The 20,411-nt window shown below is 64.4% G+C and carries 15 protein-coding genes; 9 read left to right on the forward strand and 6 right to left on the reverse strand.

Annotated features, from left to right (window positions below):
- Positions 1-7: 7 nt before the first annotated feature.
- From JNM03_RS15350 to JNM03_RS15360, 3 genes are all read left to right on the forward strand, one after another.
- The gene (locus JNM03_RS15350; RefSeq protein ID WP_294037858.1) at positions 8-928 is read left to right on the forward strand and encodes a LysR substrate-binding domain-containing protein; all 921 of its coding nucleotides are present in this window, start codon (positions 8-10) and stop codon (positions 926-928) included.
- Between the two features lie 310 nt (positions 929-1,238).
- Positions 1,239-3,551, forward strand: a complete 2,313-nt coding sequence (locus JNM03_RS15355) for a TonB-dependent receptor (RefSeq protein ID WP_294037859.1) — start codon at positions 1,239-1,241, stop codon at positions 3,549-3,551.
- 165 nt (positions 3,552-3,716) lie between these two features.
- Positions 3,717-5,726, forward strand: a complete 2,010-nt coding sequence (locus JNM03_RS15360; protein ID WP_294037861.1) for an alpha-glucosidase — start codon at positions 3,717-3,719, stop codon at positions 5,724-5,726.
- Here JNM03_RS15360 and JNM03_RS15365 read toward each other — a convergent pair.
- Entirely contained in the window at positions 5,672-6,589 is a 918-nt protein-coding gene (locus tag JNM03_RS15365; protein ID WP_294037863.1) for a LysR family transcriptional regulator, read from the reverse strand. The genes JNM03_RS15360 and JNM03_RS15365 overlap by 55 nt on opposite strands.
- A gap of 65 nt (positions 6,590-6,654) precedes the next feature.
- Here JNM03_RS15365 and JNM03_RS15370 point away from each other — a divergent pair, with 65 nt between their 5' ends.
- Genes JNM03_RS15370 through JNM03_RS15380 form a run of 3 tightly spaced genes read left to right on the forward strand, consistent with a single transcriptional unit; the run spans position 6,655 to position 11,030 of the window.
- Positions 6,655-8,214, forward strand: a complete 1,560-nt coding sequence (locus JNM03_RS15370) for a glycerol-3-phosphate dehydrogenase/oxidase (RefSeq protein WP_294037864.1) — start codon at positions 6,655-6,657, stop codon at positions 8,212-8,214.
- 1 nt (position 8,215) lies between these two features.
- Positions 8,216-9,619 (forward strand): FAD-binding oxidoreductase, encoded by a 1,404-nt coding sequence (locus JNM03_RS15375; RefSeq protein WP_294037866.1) that lies wholly within the window; start codon positions 8,216-8,218, stop codon positions 9,617-9,619.
- Positions 9,612-11,030 (forward strand): FGGY family carbohydrate kinase, encoded by a 1,419-nt coding sequence (locus tag JNM03_RS15380; RefSeq protein WP_294037868.1) that lies wholly within the window; start codon positions 9,612-9,614, stop codon positions 11,028-11,030. The genes JNM03_RS15375 and JNM03_RS15380 overlap by 8 nt, the downstream gene beginning before the upstream one ends.
- 32 nt (positions 11,031-11,062) lie before the next feature.
- Here JNM03_RS15380 and JNM03_RS15385 read toward each other — a convergent pair whose 3' ends face one another.
- The gene (locus JNM03_RS15385; RefSeq protein WP_294037870.1) at positions 11,063-11,929 is read right to left on the reverse strand and encodes a hypothetical protein; all 867 of its coding nucleotides are present in this window, start codon (positions 11,927-11,929) and stop codon (positions 11,063-11,065) included.
- A 136-nt stretch (positions 11,930-12,065) separates the two neighbouring features.
- Between JNM03_RS15385 and JNM03_RS15390 the strand changes: the two genes are divergently transcribed.
- Together JNM03_RS15390 and JNM03_RS15395 are read left to right on the forward strand one after the other, a co-directional pair.
- Entirely contained in the window at positions 12,066-13,400 is a 1,335-nt protein-coding gene (locus JNM03_RS15390) for an MFS transporter (protein ID WP_294037872.1), read from the forward strand.
- Positions 13,397-14,563 carry an iron-containing alcohol dehydrogenase gene (locus JNM03_RS15395; RefSeq protein ID WP_294037874.1) on the forward strand — a complete coding sequence of 389 codons (1,167 nt, stop codon included), beginning with the start codon at positions 13,397-13,399 and terminating at the stop codon, positions 14,561-14,563. The genes JNM03_RS15390 and JNM03_RS15395 overlap by 4 nt, the downstream gene beginning before the upstream one ends.
- A 208-nt stretch (positions 14,564-14,771) precedes the next feature.
- On the opposite strand, the gene JNM03_RS15400 is transcribed toward JNM03_RS15395, so the two are convergent.
- The 4 genes from JNM03_RS15400 to JNM03_RS15415 all read right to left on the reverse strand — a co-directional run bounded on the left by JNM03_RS15400 (position 14,772) and on the right by JNM03_RS15415 (position 19,148).
- Entirely contained in the window at positions 14,772-15,839 is a 1,068-nt protein-coding gene (locus tag JNM03_RS15400) for an LLM class flavin-dependent oxidoreductase (protein WP_294037876.1), read from the reverse strand.
- Positions 15,836-16,666, reverse strand: coding sequence for an aldo/keto reductase (locus JNM03_RS15405; protein ID WP_294037878.1), 831 nt, complete (start codon positions 16,664-16,666; stop codon positions 15,836-15,838). The genes JNM03_RS15400 and JNM03_RS15405 overlap by 4 nt, the downstream gene beginning before the upstream one ends.
- A gap of 129 nt (positions 16,667-16,795) precedes the next feature.
- Positions 16,796-18,043, reverse strand: coding sequence for an MFS transporter (locus JNM03_RS15410; protein WP_294037880.1), 1,248 nt, complete (start codon positions 18,041-18,043; stop codon positions 16,796-16,798).
- Between the two features lie 100 nt (positions 18,044-18,143).
- Complete coding sequence (locus JNM03_RS15415; protein WP_294037882.1) at positions 18,144-19,148, reverse strand: LacI family DNA-binding transcriptional regulator; 1,005 nt, start codon at positions 19,146-19,148, stop codon at positions 18,144-18,146.
- 148 nt (positions 19,149-19,296) lie between these two features.
- Here JNM03_RS15415 and JNM03_RS15420 point away from each other — a divergent pair, with 148 nt between their 5' ends.
- Complete coding sequence (locus tag JNM03_RS15420; protein ID WP_294037883.1) at positions 19,297-20,397, forward strand: putative sulfate exporter family transporter; 1,101 nt, start codon at positions 19,297-19,299, stop codon at positions 20,395-20,397.
- The last annotated feature ends 14 nt before the right edge of the window (positions 20,398-20,411 follow it).

Here is a 20,411-nt window from a genome sequence, read left to right on the forward strand (position 1 = left end):
ATGACCTATGCGAATGAGACAGGTCGAGGCGTTTCGCGCCGTCATGATGAGTGGTGGGATTACCGCTGCCGCAACGATGCTCAACATCAGCCAGCCGTCGGTAAGCCGGCTGATCGCCGACATGGAGCGTGCGGTCGGCTTTCGCCTGTTCGACCGGCGCGGGGCGCGCGTACATCCGACCGCGCAGGCGCAGGCCCTCTATGAAGCGGTACGGCGAAGCTACGCAGGCCTCGACCTGCTCGATCAGGCCGCGCGTCGGATTCGCGCGCATCCGGTAGGCACGGTGCGGATCGCAGCGCTGGCTGCGATTGCGATGACCATCCTCCCCGCCGTGATCGCGCGCTTTCGTATCCTCTATCCCGACATCAAGATCACGGTGGAATCGCTCGGACAACGGGCGATCGAGGAGCGCGTCTTTCTGGGTCAGGCGGACCTTGGAATCGGGGTCGAAGCGCAAGGGCGCGAGGGCATCCGATCGACCTTGCTCGCGCGCGCCGACTATATCTGCATCCTGCCCGCCAACCACCCCCTGGCGCACCGTCCGCAATTGTCAGTGGAGGATCTCGCGGGCGAGGAATTCATCGGCCCGATGCACGAAGCCGACGCGCTGTGGAACGGGATCGACGCGGTATTGGAAACTTCCGGCATCCCGGTGTCCCGACGGCTGGAGACGCAGCATTCGCAGATCCTGTATGCCTTTGTCGAAGCCGGCCTCGGGGTATCGATCGCCGAGCCGTTCAGCGCGCCGCTGTTTCACCGGCTCGGTGTCGCGATCCGACCGATTGCCCCGCCCGTCTATCTGGACTTCGCGCTGCTCGAACCGGACATCGGTCCGACGCCGGAGATCGTTGCCTGGCTGAACGACGATGTGCGACGCGAAACCGAAGCATGCCTCGCGCATGTGAAGCGTGTCGTCGCGTCGAAGTAGGACCGCTCGCTTTTCCATTCAGCCCGGAGGCAGGTCGGGGTCCGCCCCGCGAGGTTGGCAGGCATCTTTAAGGCTTGCGCATACGCCGGAGCCATCCCCCGCCTTGTCGCCATCGAGCAAGTCATAGCATTTGGACATACTATCACGACATTTCTCGATTGGACTGCGATGATTTTGCCGCGCATCCCTATGCATGGCGGGTTAGCCCTCGGGCCGACCGGATGATTCTCGGCCGATATCCGCGGCCGCGCCACGGTTCCAGGATCCAGGCGGACAGATGATCCGCCGGACGCGAGTGGGGAGGTTTTCGATGACGACGACATACAAGCTGGCTTTGGCGCTTTCGACGACGATGGCCGCGGCTCTGATCGCAGCAGCCCCCGCCCGCGCGCAAGAAGCCGCCGCCGACGCGCCCTTCGCGACCACCGACATCATCGTCACCGCGCAGAAGCGCGAACAGAATCTGCAGGATGTCCCGGTGGCGATCTCGGTCGTTTCGGGTGGCCAACTCGAGCGAGCGAACATCAATTCGGCCGAACAACTTTTCCAGCGCGTCCCCACGCTGACGTTCCGCAAGGGCAACACCAACAAGGATTCGGCGCTGTCGATCCGCGGCGTCGGCACGATCAGCTTTTCCGCCGGCGTCGAACCGTCGGTATCGACCGTGATCGACGGCGTCGTCTATGCCCGTACCGGCCAGCAGACCTCGGATTTCCTTGATGTCGAGCGCATCGAGGTGCTGCGCGGCCCGCAGGGCAGCCTTTTCGGCAAGAATGCCAGTGCCGGGGTGATCAACATCGTGTCGCGCGAACCGGGCAATGAACTGGGCGGCTACGTCGACGCCGCCTGGTACGAGGGCAATGAATATCGCATCCGCGGCAGTGTCGGCGGCCCGCTCAGCGACAGCGTCCGCGCTTCGCTCACGGGCTTCTGGTCGCAGTATGACGGCAATGGCCGCAACGTGTTCAACAACCACAAGGTCAACGGCTATGAACATTGGGGCGTGCGCGGCAAACTGATCGCGGAGCCCAGCGATGCGCTGAAGATCACGCTGATCGCCGATTATTCGAAGGGAAGCGATAATGGCTATGCCGACAGCATCGGCACCGTCTTCTCCTCCGCTTTCAACAATGCGGTGTTCATCCCGAGCCTCGCGCCGCTGACGCTGGACGGCAAGAACAAGGACATCGACAACGACCTCGATCCCTATACCAAGGACAAGAACAGCGGCGTGTCGGGGCAGTTCGACCTCGACCTCGGCGGCGTCACACTGACGTCGATCACCGCCTATCGTCATTGGTACAACTTCCAGCAGCGCGACGGCGACTTCCGGTCGGACGCGCCGAAATATGTCAATACCGGGACCGCTTCGGGCGATGTCCGGTCGCATGATCGTGGCGATCTGACGTTCGACCAGTTCACCCAGGAATTGCGGATCGCATCATCAAATCCACAGTTTTTCGAATATGTTGCGGGCCTTTATTACTATCACACGAAAGAAGTCGACTTCTTCAACCGCACGGTCACGAGCTGCACCGCCTCGACGCTGCCGACGGTAGGCGGCCTGACGCCCTGCGCCGCGGGATCGTCGACTTACCTCACCAACGAAGGCAACGCCGACTTCACGACCACGCTGACCAGCTATTCGGCTTTCGGTCAGGGGACGTTGAACTTCACCGATGCGTTCCGCGGCATAGTCGGCTTGCGCCATACGAACGACAAGGTCGCCTATGACTTCGTCCGTCGTTCGACTTCGCTCGCGGCCTTCTCCGGCGTCAATCCGGCTTTTGCGTCGACGGGGTCGATCAAGGACAATGGCTGGTCGGGCAATGCCGGCCTGCAATATGACGTGACCGACGATGTCATCGCCTATGCAACCTATACGCGCGGTTACAAGGGCCCGGCGCTCAACATCTTCTTCAATATGCTGGCACGCGATACCGGCCGGATCGACCCCGAAAAGTCGAACGCCTATGAGGCCGGCCTGAAGATGCGGCTGTTCGACCGCCGCCTGACGCTGAACCTGGCAACATTCTATGCCAAGTACGACAATTATCAGGCGAACTTCCTCGACATCGTCGCGGGCCAGGTCGTCACCCGCCTGACCAACGCGGGCAGCGTTTCGACGCGCGGCATCGAAATGGACTTCAACGCGGCGATCACGGACGATTTTTCGCTGTCGGGCGGCTTCAACTATACCGATGCCCACATCAACAAGTTCATTTGTCCCACGGGGGCTGCGGTAACCTGCGCCGATGCGATCAATGGCAAGCCACTGCCCTTTGCCCCCAAGTACAAGGGTACGGTGACGATGGACTGGCGCTTGCCGCTGAACATCGAGGGCTTCAACGTCGATCTGAACAGTTCGCTTGTCTATCAGAGCAAGACCAACTTCGACATCAACCAGAATCCGAATGCGTTCCAGAGCGCCTATGCGATCTGGGATGCCGGCGTCCGCGTCAGCACATCGGACGACAAGTACAGCCTGTCCTTCATCGTCAAGAACCTGACCGACAAGCAGTTCGTGACGCAGCGTATTCCGAACGGCACCTCTTTCATGCGCCAGATCACGCCGCGCGACGCAGAGCGTTATTTCGGGATAACGGGCCGCGTGAACTTCTGAGGCTGAAAAGCCCTCCCCGAGGATTTCGATGGGGAGAGCGCAGCGCGAAGCGTTGACGGAGGGGCCGTGACGGGCCGCCGCCGCCCCTCCATCACGCCCCGCGCGCGCCCTCCCCATCGCCTCGCGGCAGGGAAGATTGTATGAGGAAAGCGAAAGGATCCCCGCATGGCGCTTGACGCGCTCGATACCGGCTTTGCCCTCCGCCTCGACGGGCGAACGATCCTGACGCACGGCAAGGATGCACCCTGTTTCTCGGTCGGGCGCGGCGTGCCGCATGTCCGTTCAAAGTTGGGCCACTTCGATGTGGCAGAAGAGGTGATCGAACGGATCGCGCTGACGCATGCCGAAGTCGACGGCGATGCCGTTCGCTTTGCCGAAGCGCCCGGCGCGGCATGGCTGCTCGAGGCGGAGGTATCGGGCGACGGTGACGATGCGGTGATCGCGCTGACGGCACTTGATGCGACACTCAATCGATTGTGGCTGCGTGTACCGGCGCAAGCGAGCGAGCATGTGTGGGGCGGAGGCGAGCAATTCTCGTACTTCGATCTGCGCGGCCGGCATTTCCCCCTGTGGTCGAGCGAACCCGGCGTTGGGCGCGATCCGGCATCACCGCTGTTCCAGCAGGTCGAGGCGCACCGCAAGGGCGGTGGCGGCAGTTATGCGCACACCAATTATCCCCAACCGACCTATGTGAGCTCGCGGCGCTATGCGCTCCATGTCGACAGCTTTGCCTATGCGGCGTTCGATTTCAGGAATGACGATCATCACGAAATCGAGGTCTGGGAGATTCCCGCGAAGATCGAGCTTTGGGCGCGGCCGCGTTTTGCCGCGCTGGTGTCGGCCCTGTCGGACCGCTTCGGACGTCAGCCGCCGCTGCCCGAATGGCTGCTCAAAGGTGCGGTCATCGGGCTTAAGGATGGCGACAACAGCTTTGCACGATTGAAGGCGTACGAGGAGGCCGGGGTCGCAGTGTCGGGGCTGTGGTGCGAGGATTGGGTCGGCCTGCGCATCACCAGCTTCGGCAATCGCCTGTTCTGGGACTGGCAATGGAATGAAGAGCGTTATCCCGAATTGCCGGCGCGCATCGCCGAGTTGCGCGAGCGCGGCGTCCGGTTTCTTGGCTATGTGAACCCGTATCTGGCGGTCGACGGGCCACTCTATGCTGAGGCGGCGGGACAGGGTTTCATGGTGATGCATCCCGACAGGGACGAGCCTTATATCATCGATTTCGGCGAGTTCGATTGCGGGCATGTCGATTTCACCAATCCGGCGGCGGCGGCGTGGTTTGCGGACACGATCATCGGCGAGAAGATGATCGATTTCGGCCTGTCGGGCTGGATGGCGGACTTCGGCGAATATCTGCCGGTCGATGTTCGGCTGGCGAATGGCGAGAGCGGGATGACCGCGCACAACCGCTGGCCGGCGCTGTGGGGCGAGGTCAACGCCAAGGGCATCGCGGGGCGCGGGCAGACCGGCGAGATGATGGTCTTCATGCGATCGGGAGCGGCCGGTGTGCAGGGGCATTGCCCGATGCTGTGGGCGGGCGACCAGTCGGTCGATTTCTCGCGCCACGACGGCATCGGCACGGTGATCTGCGCCGCGCTGTCGGCGGGTATGCTCGGCAACGCGCATCATCACAGCGATTGCGGCGGTTATACGAGCCTGTTCGATACGACGCGCGACGCAGAGCTGGCGATGCGCTGGGCCGAGATGTCGGCGTTCACGTCGATGATCCGCACGCATGAGGGCAATCGGCCGCGGCAGAATGTGCAATATGACGACGATCCGGATTTGCTCGCGCATTTTGCGAAGATGACGCGGATTTATGCGCATCTGGCGCCGTACATCCGGCGACTGTCGCATGAGGCGTCAGAGATTGGGTTGCCCGTGCAGCGGCCGCTGTTCCTGCATTTCGACGACGATGCGGAAACCTATGCGATCCAGACCTCCTATCTGCTTGGTCCGGACCTGCTCGTCGCCCCGGTCATGGCGGCGGGGAAGCGCGAGTGGACGACCTATTTGCCTGCTGGAGCGGATTGGGTTCATGTCTGGTCGGGGCAGAGCCATACCGGGGGCGCGGACGTGACCGTTGCAGCGCCACTTGGGCAGCCGCCGCTATTCTACCGGGCCGGGTCGGCCGACGCGGCGCTGTTCGACGGGATCGTCTCGGCCTGAGCGACTTCACGCAGCACCGTGACGAACGCGGCGACAAGCGCGCTGCGGCTGCGGTTGCGGAGGAGATGGATGGCGTCGCGCGTGACTTCCGACGACGGGAGCGCGATCATGGCGAGGCCCGATCGCATCGCCAGGCGCAGGGGCACGACGGTGATCGCACGGCCGCTTCGCGCCATGTCGAGGCAGGCGGCGGTCGAGTCCAGCTCATAATCGGGAAACTGTCCCGCCGCGAAGCGAGCGCGGAGAGTACGCGGAAGGTTGCTGCCCGGTGCCGGGCGTGGAAGCGCCCAGGGAAAATCGGCACTATCGCCGCCACCTCTCGCCAGCGGATGGTCGAGCGCACAAACGAGTATCAGCGGTTCGGTCGGCAGCGGGATACAGAGGACTTCGTCGGCGTGGCCCGACGCGGCAAACTTCGCACGGTTGCAGACCACCAGGTCGAGCCGCCGGTCGATGAGAGTTTCGAGCAATTGCTGCGACGGACCGCCGGTAACAGTCACCCGCACGCCGGGATGCAATTCGGCAAAGCGCGCGATCGCGTCGGTGAGCAAGGGCTGCAACGGATAGGGTCCGCTGCCGACCGCGACGGTGCCGCTGCTCGGCTGATCGAGCCCGCGCGCCTCCTGTTCGAGATTCGCCGACGCGGCGATAACGTCGCGGGCGGATCGGATAAGCCGGTCGGCGTCGCTCGTCGGACGCACATAATGGGTGGTGCGGTCGAAGAGGGTGGCGCCCAGTTCCTCCTCGAGCTTCTGGATCGAGCGCGTGAGCGCCGATTGGGTAAGACCAAGTTCGTCAGCCGCGCGCGCGTAGCTGCCGAGGCGGTAAAGCGTGTCGAAATGTCGGAGGCGGCGGAGGTTCATGGCGCGCACCATATCATTCCCATAATGCAATACCAATGCCGCTGTGATGCGCTTAGCGTGAACATATGAGCAGCACCCAACTCGATGCGCGGCGGCGCGCGCAGGTCTTTGCCGAGCTGGAATCCCGGACGTTCGACCTTGCGGTGATCGGCGGCGGGATCACCGGCGCGGGGATCGCGCGCGACGCGGCGATGCGCGGGCTGTCGGTCGCGCTGGTCGAGGCGCGCGACTATGCCAGCGGGACGAGCAGCCGCAGCTCGAAGATGATCCACGGCGGACTGCGATACCTCAGCCAGGGCGATATCGCGCTGGTCAAGGAAGCGGCGTCGGAGCGACAGGTGGTACGGCGGATCGCACCGCATCTCACGACGCTCTCGCCCTTCCTGATCCCGACCACGAACATGGCAATGACCGCGAAATTACGGACGGGCCTCTGGACGTTCGAGAAACTCGGCGGCGTGCCCGATGCCGAGAAGCATGAGGTTATCGGGCTGGCCGAGTTGCAACGGCGCGAGCCATTGATGCGCACCGACAAGCTGAATGGCGCGGTACTCTACCCCGAATTCCTGACCGACGACGCGCGGCTCGTTCTCGCCAATATCCGCAGCGCGCAGGGCGCGGGGGCGGTGGCGATCAATCATGCGGCGGCGTCGGAGCTTACGGAGGATGGCCTTGTCGCGACCTCGACACTGAATGACGGGCTGGGTACGCGGATCAAGGCAAGGCTGGTGGTGAATGCCGCGGGAGCATGGGTCGACAAGGTGCGCGGATTGGAAGCCGGCGAAGGCGACGTGCGACTGTCGCTGAGCCGCGGCATCCACCTTGTCCTGCCGCGAGAGCGACTGCCGATCAACGCGACGCTCATCATTCGCGCGCCCGACAAGCGTAGCATTTTTGCGGTACCGCGTGGCGCCTTCACCTATATCGGCACGACCGACGTGTTCCATGACGGCGCCGATTACTGGCCCGCGCCGACACGCGACGACATCGACTATCTGCTGCGCGCGACCGAAGCGGCGCTGCGCATCGATCCGATCCGGGATGGCGAAATCGTCGCGCTCTGGTCGGGGGTGCGGCCGCTGATCGCGCAGCCAGGCAAGAAGGCGAACGAGGTGTCGCGCAAGGACGAGATATGGACCTCGCCGAGCGGACTGGTGTCAATCGCGGGGGGCAAGCTCAGCGCCTATCGCGCGATGGCCGAGCGGGTTGTCGATCTGGTCGTCGAGCGGCTGGGCGCTACCGCCCTCCCCTGTTCGACCGCCGATGCGCCGCTGCCCGGAGGATCGCGCGGCGTCGGCGATAGCCTGAGCCGCCTAGATCCGCGCGCCGCCGAGCGGCTGGCACGCCTTTATGGCGACGAAGCAAACGAGATCGTGATTGCGGGCGGCGATGTCGCCGCGGAGGCTACGCGCGCGGTGACGCATGAGGGCGCCGCCAGCCTTGAGGATTATTGGGTCCGCCGGAGCGCGCGCGCCTGGTTCGACGAGGGGGCCGGTCTGGCCGCGCTCGCTCCTGCCGCCGAGGCGATGGGCGCGCTGCTCGGCTGGGATGACGCCAAGACGGCAGCTGAGATCGCGCATTGCCGCAAGATCAACGAGGAAAGCCGCAGGCTTTTGGGAGAGTGAGATGAGTTCGATTGCCGAAGCCCTTGCCAGCGCCGTGGGCGCCGACCGTGTTGCGAGCGATACAGATGCGCTGAACGCCCGCCGCTACGACCAGTGGGCGGTCAAGCATCTGCGCGACTGGCGCGGCGAAGCCGTGTCCGCGCCGAGATGCGTCGTACGGCCGCAGTCGGTCGAAGATGTGCAGAAGGTTGTACGCCTTGCCGCCGAGAAGCGCATACCGCTGATCCCCTATGGTCTTGGCAGCGGGGTGTGCGGGGGGATCGAGCCGACGCCGGATGCGATCCTGCTCGACATGAGCGGCATGAACCGCGTGCGCTACATCGACAGCGACGATCTGCTCGCGAGCTTCGATGCGGGACTCAACGGCATGGAGGCCGAAGAGGCGGTTGCGGCGCACGGTCTGACGATCGGTCACTGGCCGCAATCGATTGCGATCAGCAGCGTCGGCGGCTGGGTGTCGACGCGCGCCTCGGGGCAGTTCTCGACCGCATATGGCAATATCGAGGACATCATCCATTCGATCGAGGCGGTGCTGTCGAACGGCGAGCTGGTCACGCTGGGCAAGGCGGTGCGCGCCGCCGCCGGCCCGGACCTGCGGCATTTGCTGATGGGTGCCGAAGGCGTGATGGGCGTGATCACCGGCGTGACCTTCTCGCTGCGGGCGAAAGCCCCGCACCGCGACTACAGCATCTTCTACGCCGACGACATGCGCGCGGGCTTCGAGGCGCAGCGGCAGATCGTACGCGCCGACTGGCGCCCGCCGGTGATGCGCCAGTATGACGGGCGCGAGGTACGGCGCTTGTTCCGCGACTATGAACGCGATGGCAAGGCGATGCTGTTGATGGTCCATGAAGGGCCCAAGGCGCGAGTCGACGCCGAGCTGGCGGCGATGCACGAGATTTGCGGCGCCTCGGGGCTCGAAGCGGGCGATCCGATGGCGGCAAAGCAGTGGATCGAAAAACGCAACCATGTGCCAAGCTGGCGCGACATGTTCGAGCGCGGCTATGTCGCCGACACGGTCGAGATTTCGGGGCGCTGGAGCGAGATCGGCGCGATCTATGACGACAGCATCGCCGCGCTCAACGAAATCCCCGGCGTGATCAACGCATCGGCGCACAGCAGCCATGTCTACCGGTCGGGAATCAACCTCTATTTCAGCTTTGCCGCCAGTTTCGAAGACAGTGCGAAGATGGAGCCCGCCTATTTCGCCGGCTGGCGCGCGATCATGGAAGCGACTGCAAAGCATGGCGGCGGAGTTGCGCACCATCATGGCGCGGGGCGGCTTCGCAAGCCCTATCTTCAACATGATCTGGGCGAAAACGGGGTCGCTCTGCTTCGCCGGATCAAGCAATGTCTCGATCCGGAGGGAATCATGAACCCGGGCAATCTGATACCCGATGCCTGAGCTTCTGCTCGCGCTGGATGCGGGTACGACCGGTGCCCGCGCCATGCTGGTTGATCCGGCGGGCGCGGTGCTGGGTATCGACAAGCGACCGATCGCGAGCCGTTATCCGGGCCCGGGTCTCGTCGAGCAGGATGCCTCCACGGTGTGGGATATCTGCCGCGCCGTGATCGCCGGCGCGCTGGCCGCCGGGCGGCGTACCATCGCAGACGTAGCCGCGATCGGCGTGACGACGCAGCGCGCAAGCGTCGTCCTTTGGAACCGAGCCACCGGCGATCCCGTCGCACCGATGCTGGTGTGGAGCGATTTGCGCGGGATGGACGAATATAAGAAGCTGCGCGCGGCAGGCTTTTCGGGCTGGCCGCAGGTACCATCGGCGAAGCTTCCCGCCGCCATCGCGCTGTCGGGACGTCAGCCGGCGGACCTGCAATGGGGAACGCTGGATAGCTGGCTGACCTTCAAGCTGAGCGGCGCGCATGTCACCGATGCCTCGGCAGCGTGGATGACCGGTTATTATGATTATATGCAGGGCGTCGGATGGGACAGCGCCCTGCTCGGCCATCAGCATCTTTCGCCTGACCTGTTTCCCGCGCAGGTCGAAAGCTGGGGCGCGATCGCCGAGAGCAATCCGGCGGTTCTCGGCGGAAGGGTGCCGATCACGGCCCTGATCGCCGACCAGCAGGCCGCTATGGTGGCCCATGGCGCGCTCGGCCGCGGGGCCTGGAAGGCGACTTATGGCACCTCGGGCGTGCTGATGGCCGGAACCGGCGAAGCGCCCGAATCGATTCACGGCAGCATGCCGGCCGAGGCGCTGGTCTTCGTCGGCGGAAAACCTCGTTTCTGCATCGAGGGCATGGTGATCACCACCGGATCGATGATCGAGTGGCTGTGCGACGGACTAGGACTCTTCGCCTCGCCAGCGGCCCTGGAGATCGCCGCGGCGTCGGTGGCCGACGCTGGCAATGTCTTCGTCCGTCCGTCGCTTGCCGGCATGGGCGCGCCGCACGGACAATTCGAAGCGCGTGGATTGATCGGCGGGCTGAGCTTTGCCGACGGACCGCAGCAGATTGCGCGCGCCGCGTTGCAGAGCATCGCGTTCCGCTTTCGCGAAATCGCCGAAGTGATTGCCGACGCGCTGCCGGTGCCTGACGCGCTGCCGGTCGCCGGCGGATTATCGACGAGCGACACGCTGATGCAGTTGCAGGCCAACGCCTTGCAGCGCCCGGTACGCCGTCATGCTGTGCGCGAGGCGAGCGCCTATGGCGCCGCGCTGGCCGCCGGCATGGGCGTGGGGCTGTTCGCTGAGGACGATCTGAAGCGGCTGGCGCGATACGATGCCGAATTCTTGCCCCAAGTGTCGCGCGACGAAGCCGATACGACGTTTGCCCACTGGCGGGATGCGGTGGCGGTGTGATCCACCACCATAGCCGTGGCAGGGGCACGGAGTCAGATGCCGGCGACTTCCACCCACAGTCCCCGCACGATATCGCGCATTCGCTGCGCCTCGTCCCAGCGGTCTGTCAGTTCGCGACCATCAGGCGCCGTAATCGCGTAGGGAGGAGGTCCGAGTTCGCACATGAACGTCAGCGCGTCATCGTCCCGCGCCTGTTCGAGCCACAGTTCGAATCCGCGCCGCCACCAGGCGACATGCTGATCGAGCCAGCCCTGATGCTGTGGAGCGTCCAGCGCGACCTGCACCTGATGCGTCGTCGAAACGCGGCCATGGAAATTGTGGCTGCCCTGCAGGATCGTCTCGATCGCCGCGAGTTGATCGCCCCGAAGCGGCAACTCCATTTCGCCCGCGACGGGATAATGCGACAGGTCGGCCGTGAGCGGCAGGCCGGGACGTTCATCAAGCAACTGCAATGTAAACAGCAGATCGTTGGTGAGCCGCCCGCGGTGGGTTTCGAACCAGACAGGCAGCGGCGCATCTTTCGTCGCGGCGACAAGGCTATCGATCAAGCGCAGCGCGGCACGAAAGTCGGCGGTTGGGCCGGCGATCTGGACATTGAGGTGATGCGCGCCGAGGCGATGCGCCTCGCCGATCCAGTGGGTGAGCTGAGCCGCGTCCTGGACGAGCACTTGCCCCTCCCACGCAAGGCCGAGCGGGTTCATAACGCGCGCGACACCGTCGGTGCGGGCGGTGCGCGCAAGATTGACCCCCACGCCGTCGAAGCCCGCGACGACGACCTGTTCCAGCGCCTCGTCGAGGCGATTTTCGATGTCAAAACCGGGGCATTTGTCGAGACCCCAGACCGATTGAAGAACGAGCAATTCAGGCAATCGCTTTTCCTTTTCAGACAACGCTGTCATATCGTGTCGAGGGACGGAGTCAACGCTCCGTCGTCATGCCGGTATTGATCCGTCATCCATGACTTCCGGCGCCGTGAGAATGACGCCCGGATCACGTCTGGGGTGACGAGCAAAGAGAAAATAGTGAGAGGATCAAATGACCGCCGAAACCCCCACTTCGCCCCTCATCCAGCCGGTGTCGCCGGCGTACCGCCGCTATGCGCTGACGGTGTTGTTGATCATCTATATTCTGAACTTCCTGGACCGGCAGATCGTCGCGATCCTGGCCGAGCCGATCAAACACGACCTGCATCTCGCCGACTGGCAGCTTGGCGTGATGACGGGGCTGGCTTTCGCACTCTTCTACACCGTGCTCGGCATTCCGATCGCGCGCTATGCCGAGACCGGGCATCGGCCGCGGATCATCGCGGCCGCAGCGGGCTTGTGGAGCCTCTTCACGCTGGCCTGCGGCTTCGCGCAGAACTTCTTTCAGCTCGTGGCATGCCGGGTCGGCGTGGGCATCGGCGAAGCAGGTTGCACCCCACCGGCCCATTCGCTGATCACCGACTATACGCCGCGCGAACGGCGCGCCTCGGCGCTTGCCTTTTATGCGCTCGGAACGCCGCTCGGTGGACTGCTAGGTCTCGCGCTCGGAGGTTTGATCGCCGATGCCTATGGCTGGCGCACGGCCTTTCTGTTCGCCGGCCTGCCGGGGCTGCTGATGGCGCTCGTTGCATGGACGACGCTGCGCGAACCACGCCGCCAGCTCAACATCGACATGGCAGCGCTGAAAGCGTCGCGCCCCGATTTCAAGACTGCGATGGCCGAGATCCGCGGCAAGCGGACCTTCTGGCTGATCGCTTTCGCGGCGGCGATCAAGGCATTCATCGGCTACGGCGCCGCAGCCTTCCTTGCCCCCTTCTTCTTTCGCAACCATGCGGCAGAGCTGACTGTGCTGGCCGGTAACGTCGGCCTCGGCCTCACCGGATTTCTGGGCGTCGCACTCGGCATCGTCCTCGGGTTGACGGGCGCGGTCGGGACCTGGCTGGGGGGCTATCTCGCCGATAAATATGGTGCACGCGACTTACGGGCCTATGTCGCGATCCCGGCGATTTCGACGCTGATGGGCATCCCCTTCTACATCGCAGGATTGATGACAGATTCAGCTGTCTTCGCGCTGATCATGTTCGCGTTTCCACCCGTGCTCAACACGCTGTGGTACGGTCCGGGCTATGCCGCGGTGCAAGGGCTGGTCCGGCCGCAGACGCGCGCGACGGCGTCGGCGGTGCTGTTGTTCATCATCAACCTGATCGGCCTTGGACTCGGTCCGCTGGGTGTCGGTGCGGTCAGCGATTTTCTAAGCGGCCCGATGGGGCTAGGATCGGCCGAAGGGGTGCGCTGGTCGCTGATGATCTTCATCCTGTTCGGCGCGGTCGCGTCGGGCCTGTTCTGGCTGGCACGGAGTTCGATCCGCGAGGAGATGGTAAGTTGAGCATTGCAAGCATCGCCCTGCCCCGCATCCTGCGCATCGGCGCCGGCGCGTCGAAGGAGCTGCCCGACGTGCTGGGCACGCTGGGGCTGGGGCGGCCGCTGATCGTGACCGACGGCTGGCTGGTGAGCAGCGGCCGTGTGACCGAGTTGGTCGACGGACTGGCGGCGGCCGGGATCGCGGCGCGGGTGTTTGCGGATACGGTCCCCGACCCGACGGTGGCGTCGGTCGACGCAGGGGTCGCCTTCCTGAAGGACGGCGAGCATGACTGCGTCGTCGGTTTCGGGGGCGGCAGCCCGCTCGACAGCGCGAAGGCAATTGCCTTGCTCGGAAAATTCGGCGGGGCAATGGCAGACTACAAAGCCCCCCATGTGCAGGATGCGCCGGGGCTGCCGATAATCGCAATCCCCACGACAGCGGGCACCGGGTCGGAGGCGACGCGCTTCACGATCATCACCGACGAAACAACCGACGAGAAGATGCTGTGCCCCGGGCTCGCCTACCTGCCCGTCGCCGCGCTCGTCGATTACGAGCTGACCTTCACCAAACCCAAAAGGCTGACTGCCGACACCGGCATCGATTCGCTCGTTCACGCGATCGAGGCCTATGTGTCGAAGCGCGCGAACCCGTTCAGCGACGGCATGGCCTTGCTCGCGATGCGTGCGATCGCGCCAAACTTGCGTCGCGTGTGCAGCGACCCGATGGACGCGGCGGCGCGCGAGGCGATGATGCTGGGCGCGACGCAGGCGGGGATCGCCTTCTCGAACAGCTCGGTCGCGCTGGTTCACGGGATGAGCCGGCCGATCGGCGCGCATTTCCATGTCCCGCACGGGCTGTCGAACGCGATGCTGCTGCCCGCGGTGACCGCTTGGTCGGCGCCCGCGGCGCTGCACCGCTATGGCGATTGCGCAAGGGCGATGGGGGTGGCGGACGAGGCCGAGGGCGATCAGGCGGCGGTAGCGCGGCTGCTCGACGAGCTGGCGGCGCTCAACCGCGAGCTCGAAGTGCCGGGGCCCGCCGCATGGGGCATCGACGCGGCACGCTGGGACGCGCTGGTCCCGACGATGTGCGCGCAGGCAGCGGCATCGGGGTCGCCCGCGAACAATCCGCGCGTGCCGGATAGCGAGGAGATGGCGATGCTGTATGCGCAGGTTTGGGCCGGATAAGATTTTTTGTTCATCGACAGGCAATCCGCCTCCTGCTTAAGCGCGCTCGCCCCGTCTCCCTCTCTCCTACGTCTCACCGAGGAGGCGGGGCATCCCATTCAAAATCGTCATTGCGAGCGAAGCGAAGCAATCTCCAGCTATCGAACCCGCGCGAGGCTGATAGCGAGAGATTGCCGCGTCGCTTCGCTCCTCGCAATGACGGGAGGCGTCAGAGCCCCAGCGGCCCGTGCGTCATCTTCGGCAGCACATGGCGCGCAAAAAGGTCGGCTTCGGCGGCATGGGGGTAACCCGACAGGATGAATGCCTCGATCCCCATGTCCTGATAGCGGTTCAGCTTCGCCAGCACCTGATCGGGGTCGCCGACGATCGCGGCGCCGCAGCCCGAGCGGGCGCGGCCGACGCCGGTCCAGAGATTATCCTCGACATAGCCGTCGTCGGAAGCGGCCTCGCGGAGCGCGACCTGCGCGTTGACACCAAAGCTCTGCGAATCGAGCGATTTGGCCTTGATCGCCGCGCCCTTCTCCGCATCGAGCTTCGAGAGCAGGCGGTAGGCGGCGGTGCGCGCCTCGGCCTCGGTATCGCGAACGATCATATGCGCGCGGTAGCCGAACTTCAGCGTGCGACCGTAAGCGGCGGCACGCGCGGTCATGTCGGCGATGATCTCCTTCACCACCTCCTCGCGGTCGGGCCACATCAGGAAAACGTCGCAGCCCTTTGCGGCGGCGTCGCGTGCGGCGGGGGAAAGTCCGCCGAAATAGAGCGGCGGTGCCTTCCCGGACACCATGCCGATGCGCGCAGGTTCAAGCTTCAGCTTCCAGAACTCGCCATCATGGTCGAGCGCCTCACCGTTCAGCAGCGTCTTCAGGATATGCATCGCCTCGACCGTACGGCGATAGCGCGGTTCGGACTCCATGGTCTCGCCGGGCATGTCCGACGAGATGATATTGACCGTCAGCCTGCCGCCCAGAATGCGATCGATCGTCGCGATCTGGCGCGCGAGCTGCGGCGGCCATGTTTCGCCGACGCGCACCGCCATCAGCAGGCGGATGCGTTTCACCATCGTCGCGATCGCCGCGGCGAAGGCGGTCGTGTCGATGCCGAGCGCATAGCCCGACGGCAGCAGGATATTGTCGAAGCCAAGGGTATCGGCCTGCACCACGATGTCGCGGCAATGCTCCCAGCTCGATTTGAGCATCGGGTCGGGGATGCCCAGAAATTCATAGTCGTCGTCGCAGAGCGCCGAAAACCAGCTCACTTCGCACGTACGATCGGTCACGGTAAATTCTCCCCCATCGATGTTTGCAGCACCGCGTACCATTCGGCGCGCGTCCAGCGCGGCGCGAAGGCTTGCGGGATTTCCTTGATCCGGTCGGGATTTTGGGTGCCGACGATCGGGATCGGGCGCGCGGGATGCGCCATCACCCAGCTATAAGTCGCCGCGGCGCGCGAGACGCCGTACTCCGCCGCCTTCGCATCGAGCAGTCCAGCGACTGCGCGCGTGCGCTCGTCCGCCGGATCGCCGAGCCGGCCGCCGCCGAGCGGCGACCAGGCGAGGAGGCTCATCCCCTCCGCCATCGACTGATCGAAGATGCCATCGAAGAGCGGGTTCAGGTGAAGCGGGGAAAATTCGCTCTGATGGCTGACCACAGGAACCGGCAGGAATTTGGCGAGCGCCGCGGCCTGCGCGGTCGTGAAGTTCGACACGCCGATCGCACCGATCTTGCCCGCGCGGTGCGCGTCTTCGAGCGTGCGTGCAATTTCCTGCGGATGCGTGAGCAGGTCGGGACGATGAATCTGCCACAATTCGACATGGTCGGTACGCAGGCGTTTCAGCGAGATATCGATCGCAGAGGTCAAATAGGAGGCACTGCTGTCATAAGGCACGCCAAGGATGATCCCGCCCTTGGTCGCAAGGACCATCTTGTCACGCAGCGCAGGCGCTTCGGCGAAGACCTCACCCAGCAACGCTTCGGCCGAACCAAAACCCGCCGGCGTATCGCAGCCGTAAATGTCGGCGGTGTCGAACAGGGTCACGCCCGCTTCGAAAGCTGCATCGACGCGCGCCCGCGCCGTGGGGACATCGACACCGGCAAAGCGCCACATGCCCCAGGCAATGGGTGCGACTTTATGACCGGCAAGAGTCAAAGGGGTGGTGGCGGGAAGATAATCTGACATCGCTGTCATATACTCCATAAGAGAGGTCGAGTGAAGCGGGTTTCTTATATGATCCCGTCAGTGGGCGAAAATCGGGGTATCGTCGATGCCATCCTCGTCGATCGCGACGATCCGGGGCAGGATGAGATGAATTACCGCGAGCGCTACGAGGTAGGTGAAGGCGCAGATGAGCATCATCGGCAGATAGCCCCTGCCTGTGTCGAGCGACCAGCCCGCGAACTCGATCATCGCCATGCCCGACAGATTGCCCGCGAAAGCGCCGATGCCGATTGCCGATCCCACGATGCGCGCCGGGAAAACGTCGGTCGTAAGGCCGAAGAGATTGGTCGAAAATCCCTGGTGCGCGAACAGCGCCAGCCCCAGGATCATCGCGGCGATCCATGCGCTGTCCACACCGACCAGCGACGGCACGGGGAGGATCAGCAGCGCATAGAGGAGCATCGTCGTCTTGCGCGCGGCATTCACAGTCCACCCGCGCGCCATCAGCCAGGACGGCAGGACGCCACCGGTAATTCCGCCCAGTGCCGCCATGAAATAGACAAAGGCGACAGGCAACCCCAACGTCCCCTGCGTCAGACCAAAGACGCGGTGGAACAGATCGGGCATGAAGAAAAGCAGGAACCACCAGACCTGATCGGTGAGCGCCTTGCCAAGTATGACGGCCCATTGCCGGCGATCGCGCAAGAGGCTGCTCCACGCGATCTTCGGTGCAGCCGCATCCGCCGCGGCGTTAGGTTGCTCAGGAATGCGGACAGCAAGCCAGACGACGACCCAGACGAGGCCGAGCCCCCCGGCGATCAGAAAGGTCGCCTGCCAACCCCACATCATCGCCATCAAGGGAATGAGCAAGGGCGTGAGGATCGCGCCGACATTGGGCGCGATCCCCCCAAGGCCAAGAACGAAGCTTCGCTCCTTCGCGTTGAAATAGGTCGCGGCCGTCTTGACCGCAGCGGGGGTGCCGATCGATTCGGCGGCGCCGAGCACGGCGCGCGATGTCACGAAGCCTGCCACGGTCGATGCGAAGGCGTGAGCCATCCCGGCCAGGCTCCAGATCCCTACCCCGATAGCGAAACCCCAGCGCAGGCCTACCTTGTCGATGAACCAGCCGGTACCGAGAAAGGCGAGCGCCGCGGCGAACTGGAAGGCCGAGGCCATGTGACTGTAATCGCGGTCGGACCAGTCGAACTCCACCTGCAACGTGGGCTTGAGGAGCGCGAGAATCTGGCGATCGACATAATTGAGAACGATGGCAACGAAGACGAGCCCCACCACCAGCCAGCGGCGCCGATCGGCGTGCGTCGTCACGTTGCTCTCCCCCGAGTCTCTATCTCTGTCCTTGAAATAAGATAACGCTGTCATACGCGAAAAGACAGCCCTTTTTCTTGTCGCTCGGGCAAAAAAGGAGTTATGCCTGCGGCGGCGCTGTCGAGCCGCGCACGATCAGTTCGTGCGGCAGTTGCCGCCGCTCGATCGTCTCGCCGAATTCAAGCAGCAGGTCCGCCGCGGCATAGCCTAGGTCGCGGATCGGTTGGCGGATCGTCGTCAGCGATGGCCAGACGACCTGCGCGAGATCGGTGTCGTCAAAGCCCGCGACCGACAGACGATCCGGAACCCGAATGCCCATGCGGTGCGCCGCGGCGAGGACGCCCGCCGCCATTTCGTCGCTGCTCGCGAAGATCGCGGTCGGCGGATCGTCCAGCGCCAGCAGCGCGTCCGCCGCGGCCGCGCCCGACTGAAAATCGAACTGGCCCGGAAACACAAGCGTCGCATCGAATCCGATCCCCGCGCGCTGCAACGCCTGACGATAGCCCGTCAATCGCTGCCCGCTTGCGAAATAATTGGCGTGCCCGGTGACCAGCCCGATGCGGCGGTGGCCGAGCGAGATCAGATAGGCGGTCATGTCGTCTGCCGCCTGGACGTTGTCGATGTAAACCGCTGACGTCGCTGTCAAATCGGTCCCCGGCTGGACGCGCACGACCGGGATCTTGCGGCGGAACAGTTCGGCGAGCGCGGTGCCGACGTCGGTCACCGGCGGGGTCATGATGATGCCATCGAGCTGCGCCTGATCGATCAGCGCACCGATGTCGTCGATCAACCCCGGCGAGTTCACGTCGCACGGCTGGATGATCATGCGAAAATTCGCCTCGCGGCAGCGTTGCCCGACCCCGGCCTGCATGTTGAAGATATAATAGGGGCTGGGATTGTCGTGGATCAGCCCAATCTGGAATGAGCGTTTGCCGGCGAGCGTGCGCGCGGCGAGACTGGGGTGGTAATTGAGGCGCGCGACTGCTTCCTCGACCTTTTGCCGCATGTCGTCGCTGACATAGCGTTCCTTGTTGAGAACGCGCGACACGGTCTTGATCGACACGCCGGCGACGCGCGAGACATCCTTGATCGTCGCCCGGGTCATGCGCAATTGCGCTCCGCCCCGGCAAGAGCAATCGACTTCACGGCTCCGTTCCCCTGCTGGCCATCGTTGGCTTGCTTAGGCGCGCCGACAGCCATTCCGCAAGAGAAGCCTTGCGCGCTTCCCCTGCTCCGGATTATGGCACATTGATATGACAGCGTTAGACAGAAATGCCGAAACATCGATGCGCCACGCGCATTGGAACAATCTGCCAAGCGGCGGCGACCTGTTCGGCGAACTGCATCTGGCACAGGTCAAGGCCGGAGCGGCGCCGAAGGGTAGCCTCTTTCCCGGGCTTGCCGCCTGCGCGGCAGGATCCGCTGCCGCAGCATGGCTGTCCGACCATTATGGCTTTCCGATCATCCTGCTTGGCTTGCTTGTCGGCTTGTCGCTCAATTTCATCTCGACCAACGAGGCGACGCATCGCGGCCTCGATTTCGCGTCGCGAACCTTCCTGCGCATCGGCATCGTCGTACTGGGGCTGCAGGTGACGTTCGCACAGATCGCCGTGCTGGGGCCGGTTCCGTTCGGCGCGCTGCTGGTCGTGATGGCGCTGACGATGGGCGCGGGGCTCCTCGGCGCGCGGATTGCGGGTCAGTCTTCGTACGCCGGGCTACTTGCAGGCGGAGCGACGGCGATCTGCGGCGCGAGCGCAGCGCTCGCTCTCTATGGCGTGATCGGCAAACAGCGGCTGTCGCAGGCGCAATTCGCGCTGACACTGGTCGGCATCTCGCTCGCAAGCGCGCTCGCGATGACGATCTATCCCCTGCTCGCCGGCCAATTTGGGCTCAGTGACAAACAGGCCGGTTTCCTGATCGGCGCGTCGATCCACGACGTCGCGCAGGCGATCGGCGGGGGTTACGCCTTTTCCGACGCAGCCGGCGCAAGTGCGACCATCGTCAAGCTCGCGCGCGTCGCACTGCTTGCGCCTGTGGTCGCGCTCGTCAGCCTGTTGCTCAAGCCCGAGAGGAGCGGCGACACGCACTTTTGGCGCCGCCTTGCCCTTCCTTGGTTCATTCTGGCCTTTCTGGCTGTCGTGACGCTGAATAGCGTCATTTCCGTTCCCGATACGGCGCGCGACTGGGCGCTGACGGGATCGAAGGCGTTGCTGCTGCTCGCGGTCACCGCAACGGCGATGCGCACACGGCTCGACCTGCTGCTCGAAATGGGCTGGCGTGCGGCGATTCCGGTGGCGCTGGCGACGTTGACCAGCTTTGGGGTCGCACTGTTCTTTGCCTTTACCCTTGGATAGCGGCGAGCCCAGCA

The sequence above is a fragment of the Sphingopyxis sp. genome, from assembly GCF_016793825.1.
GTDB lineage: Bacteria > Pseudomonadota > Alphaproteobacteria > Sphingomonadales > Sphingomonadaceae > Sphingopyxis.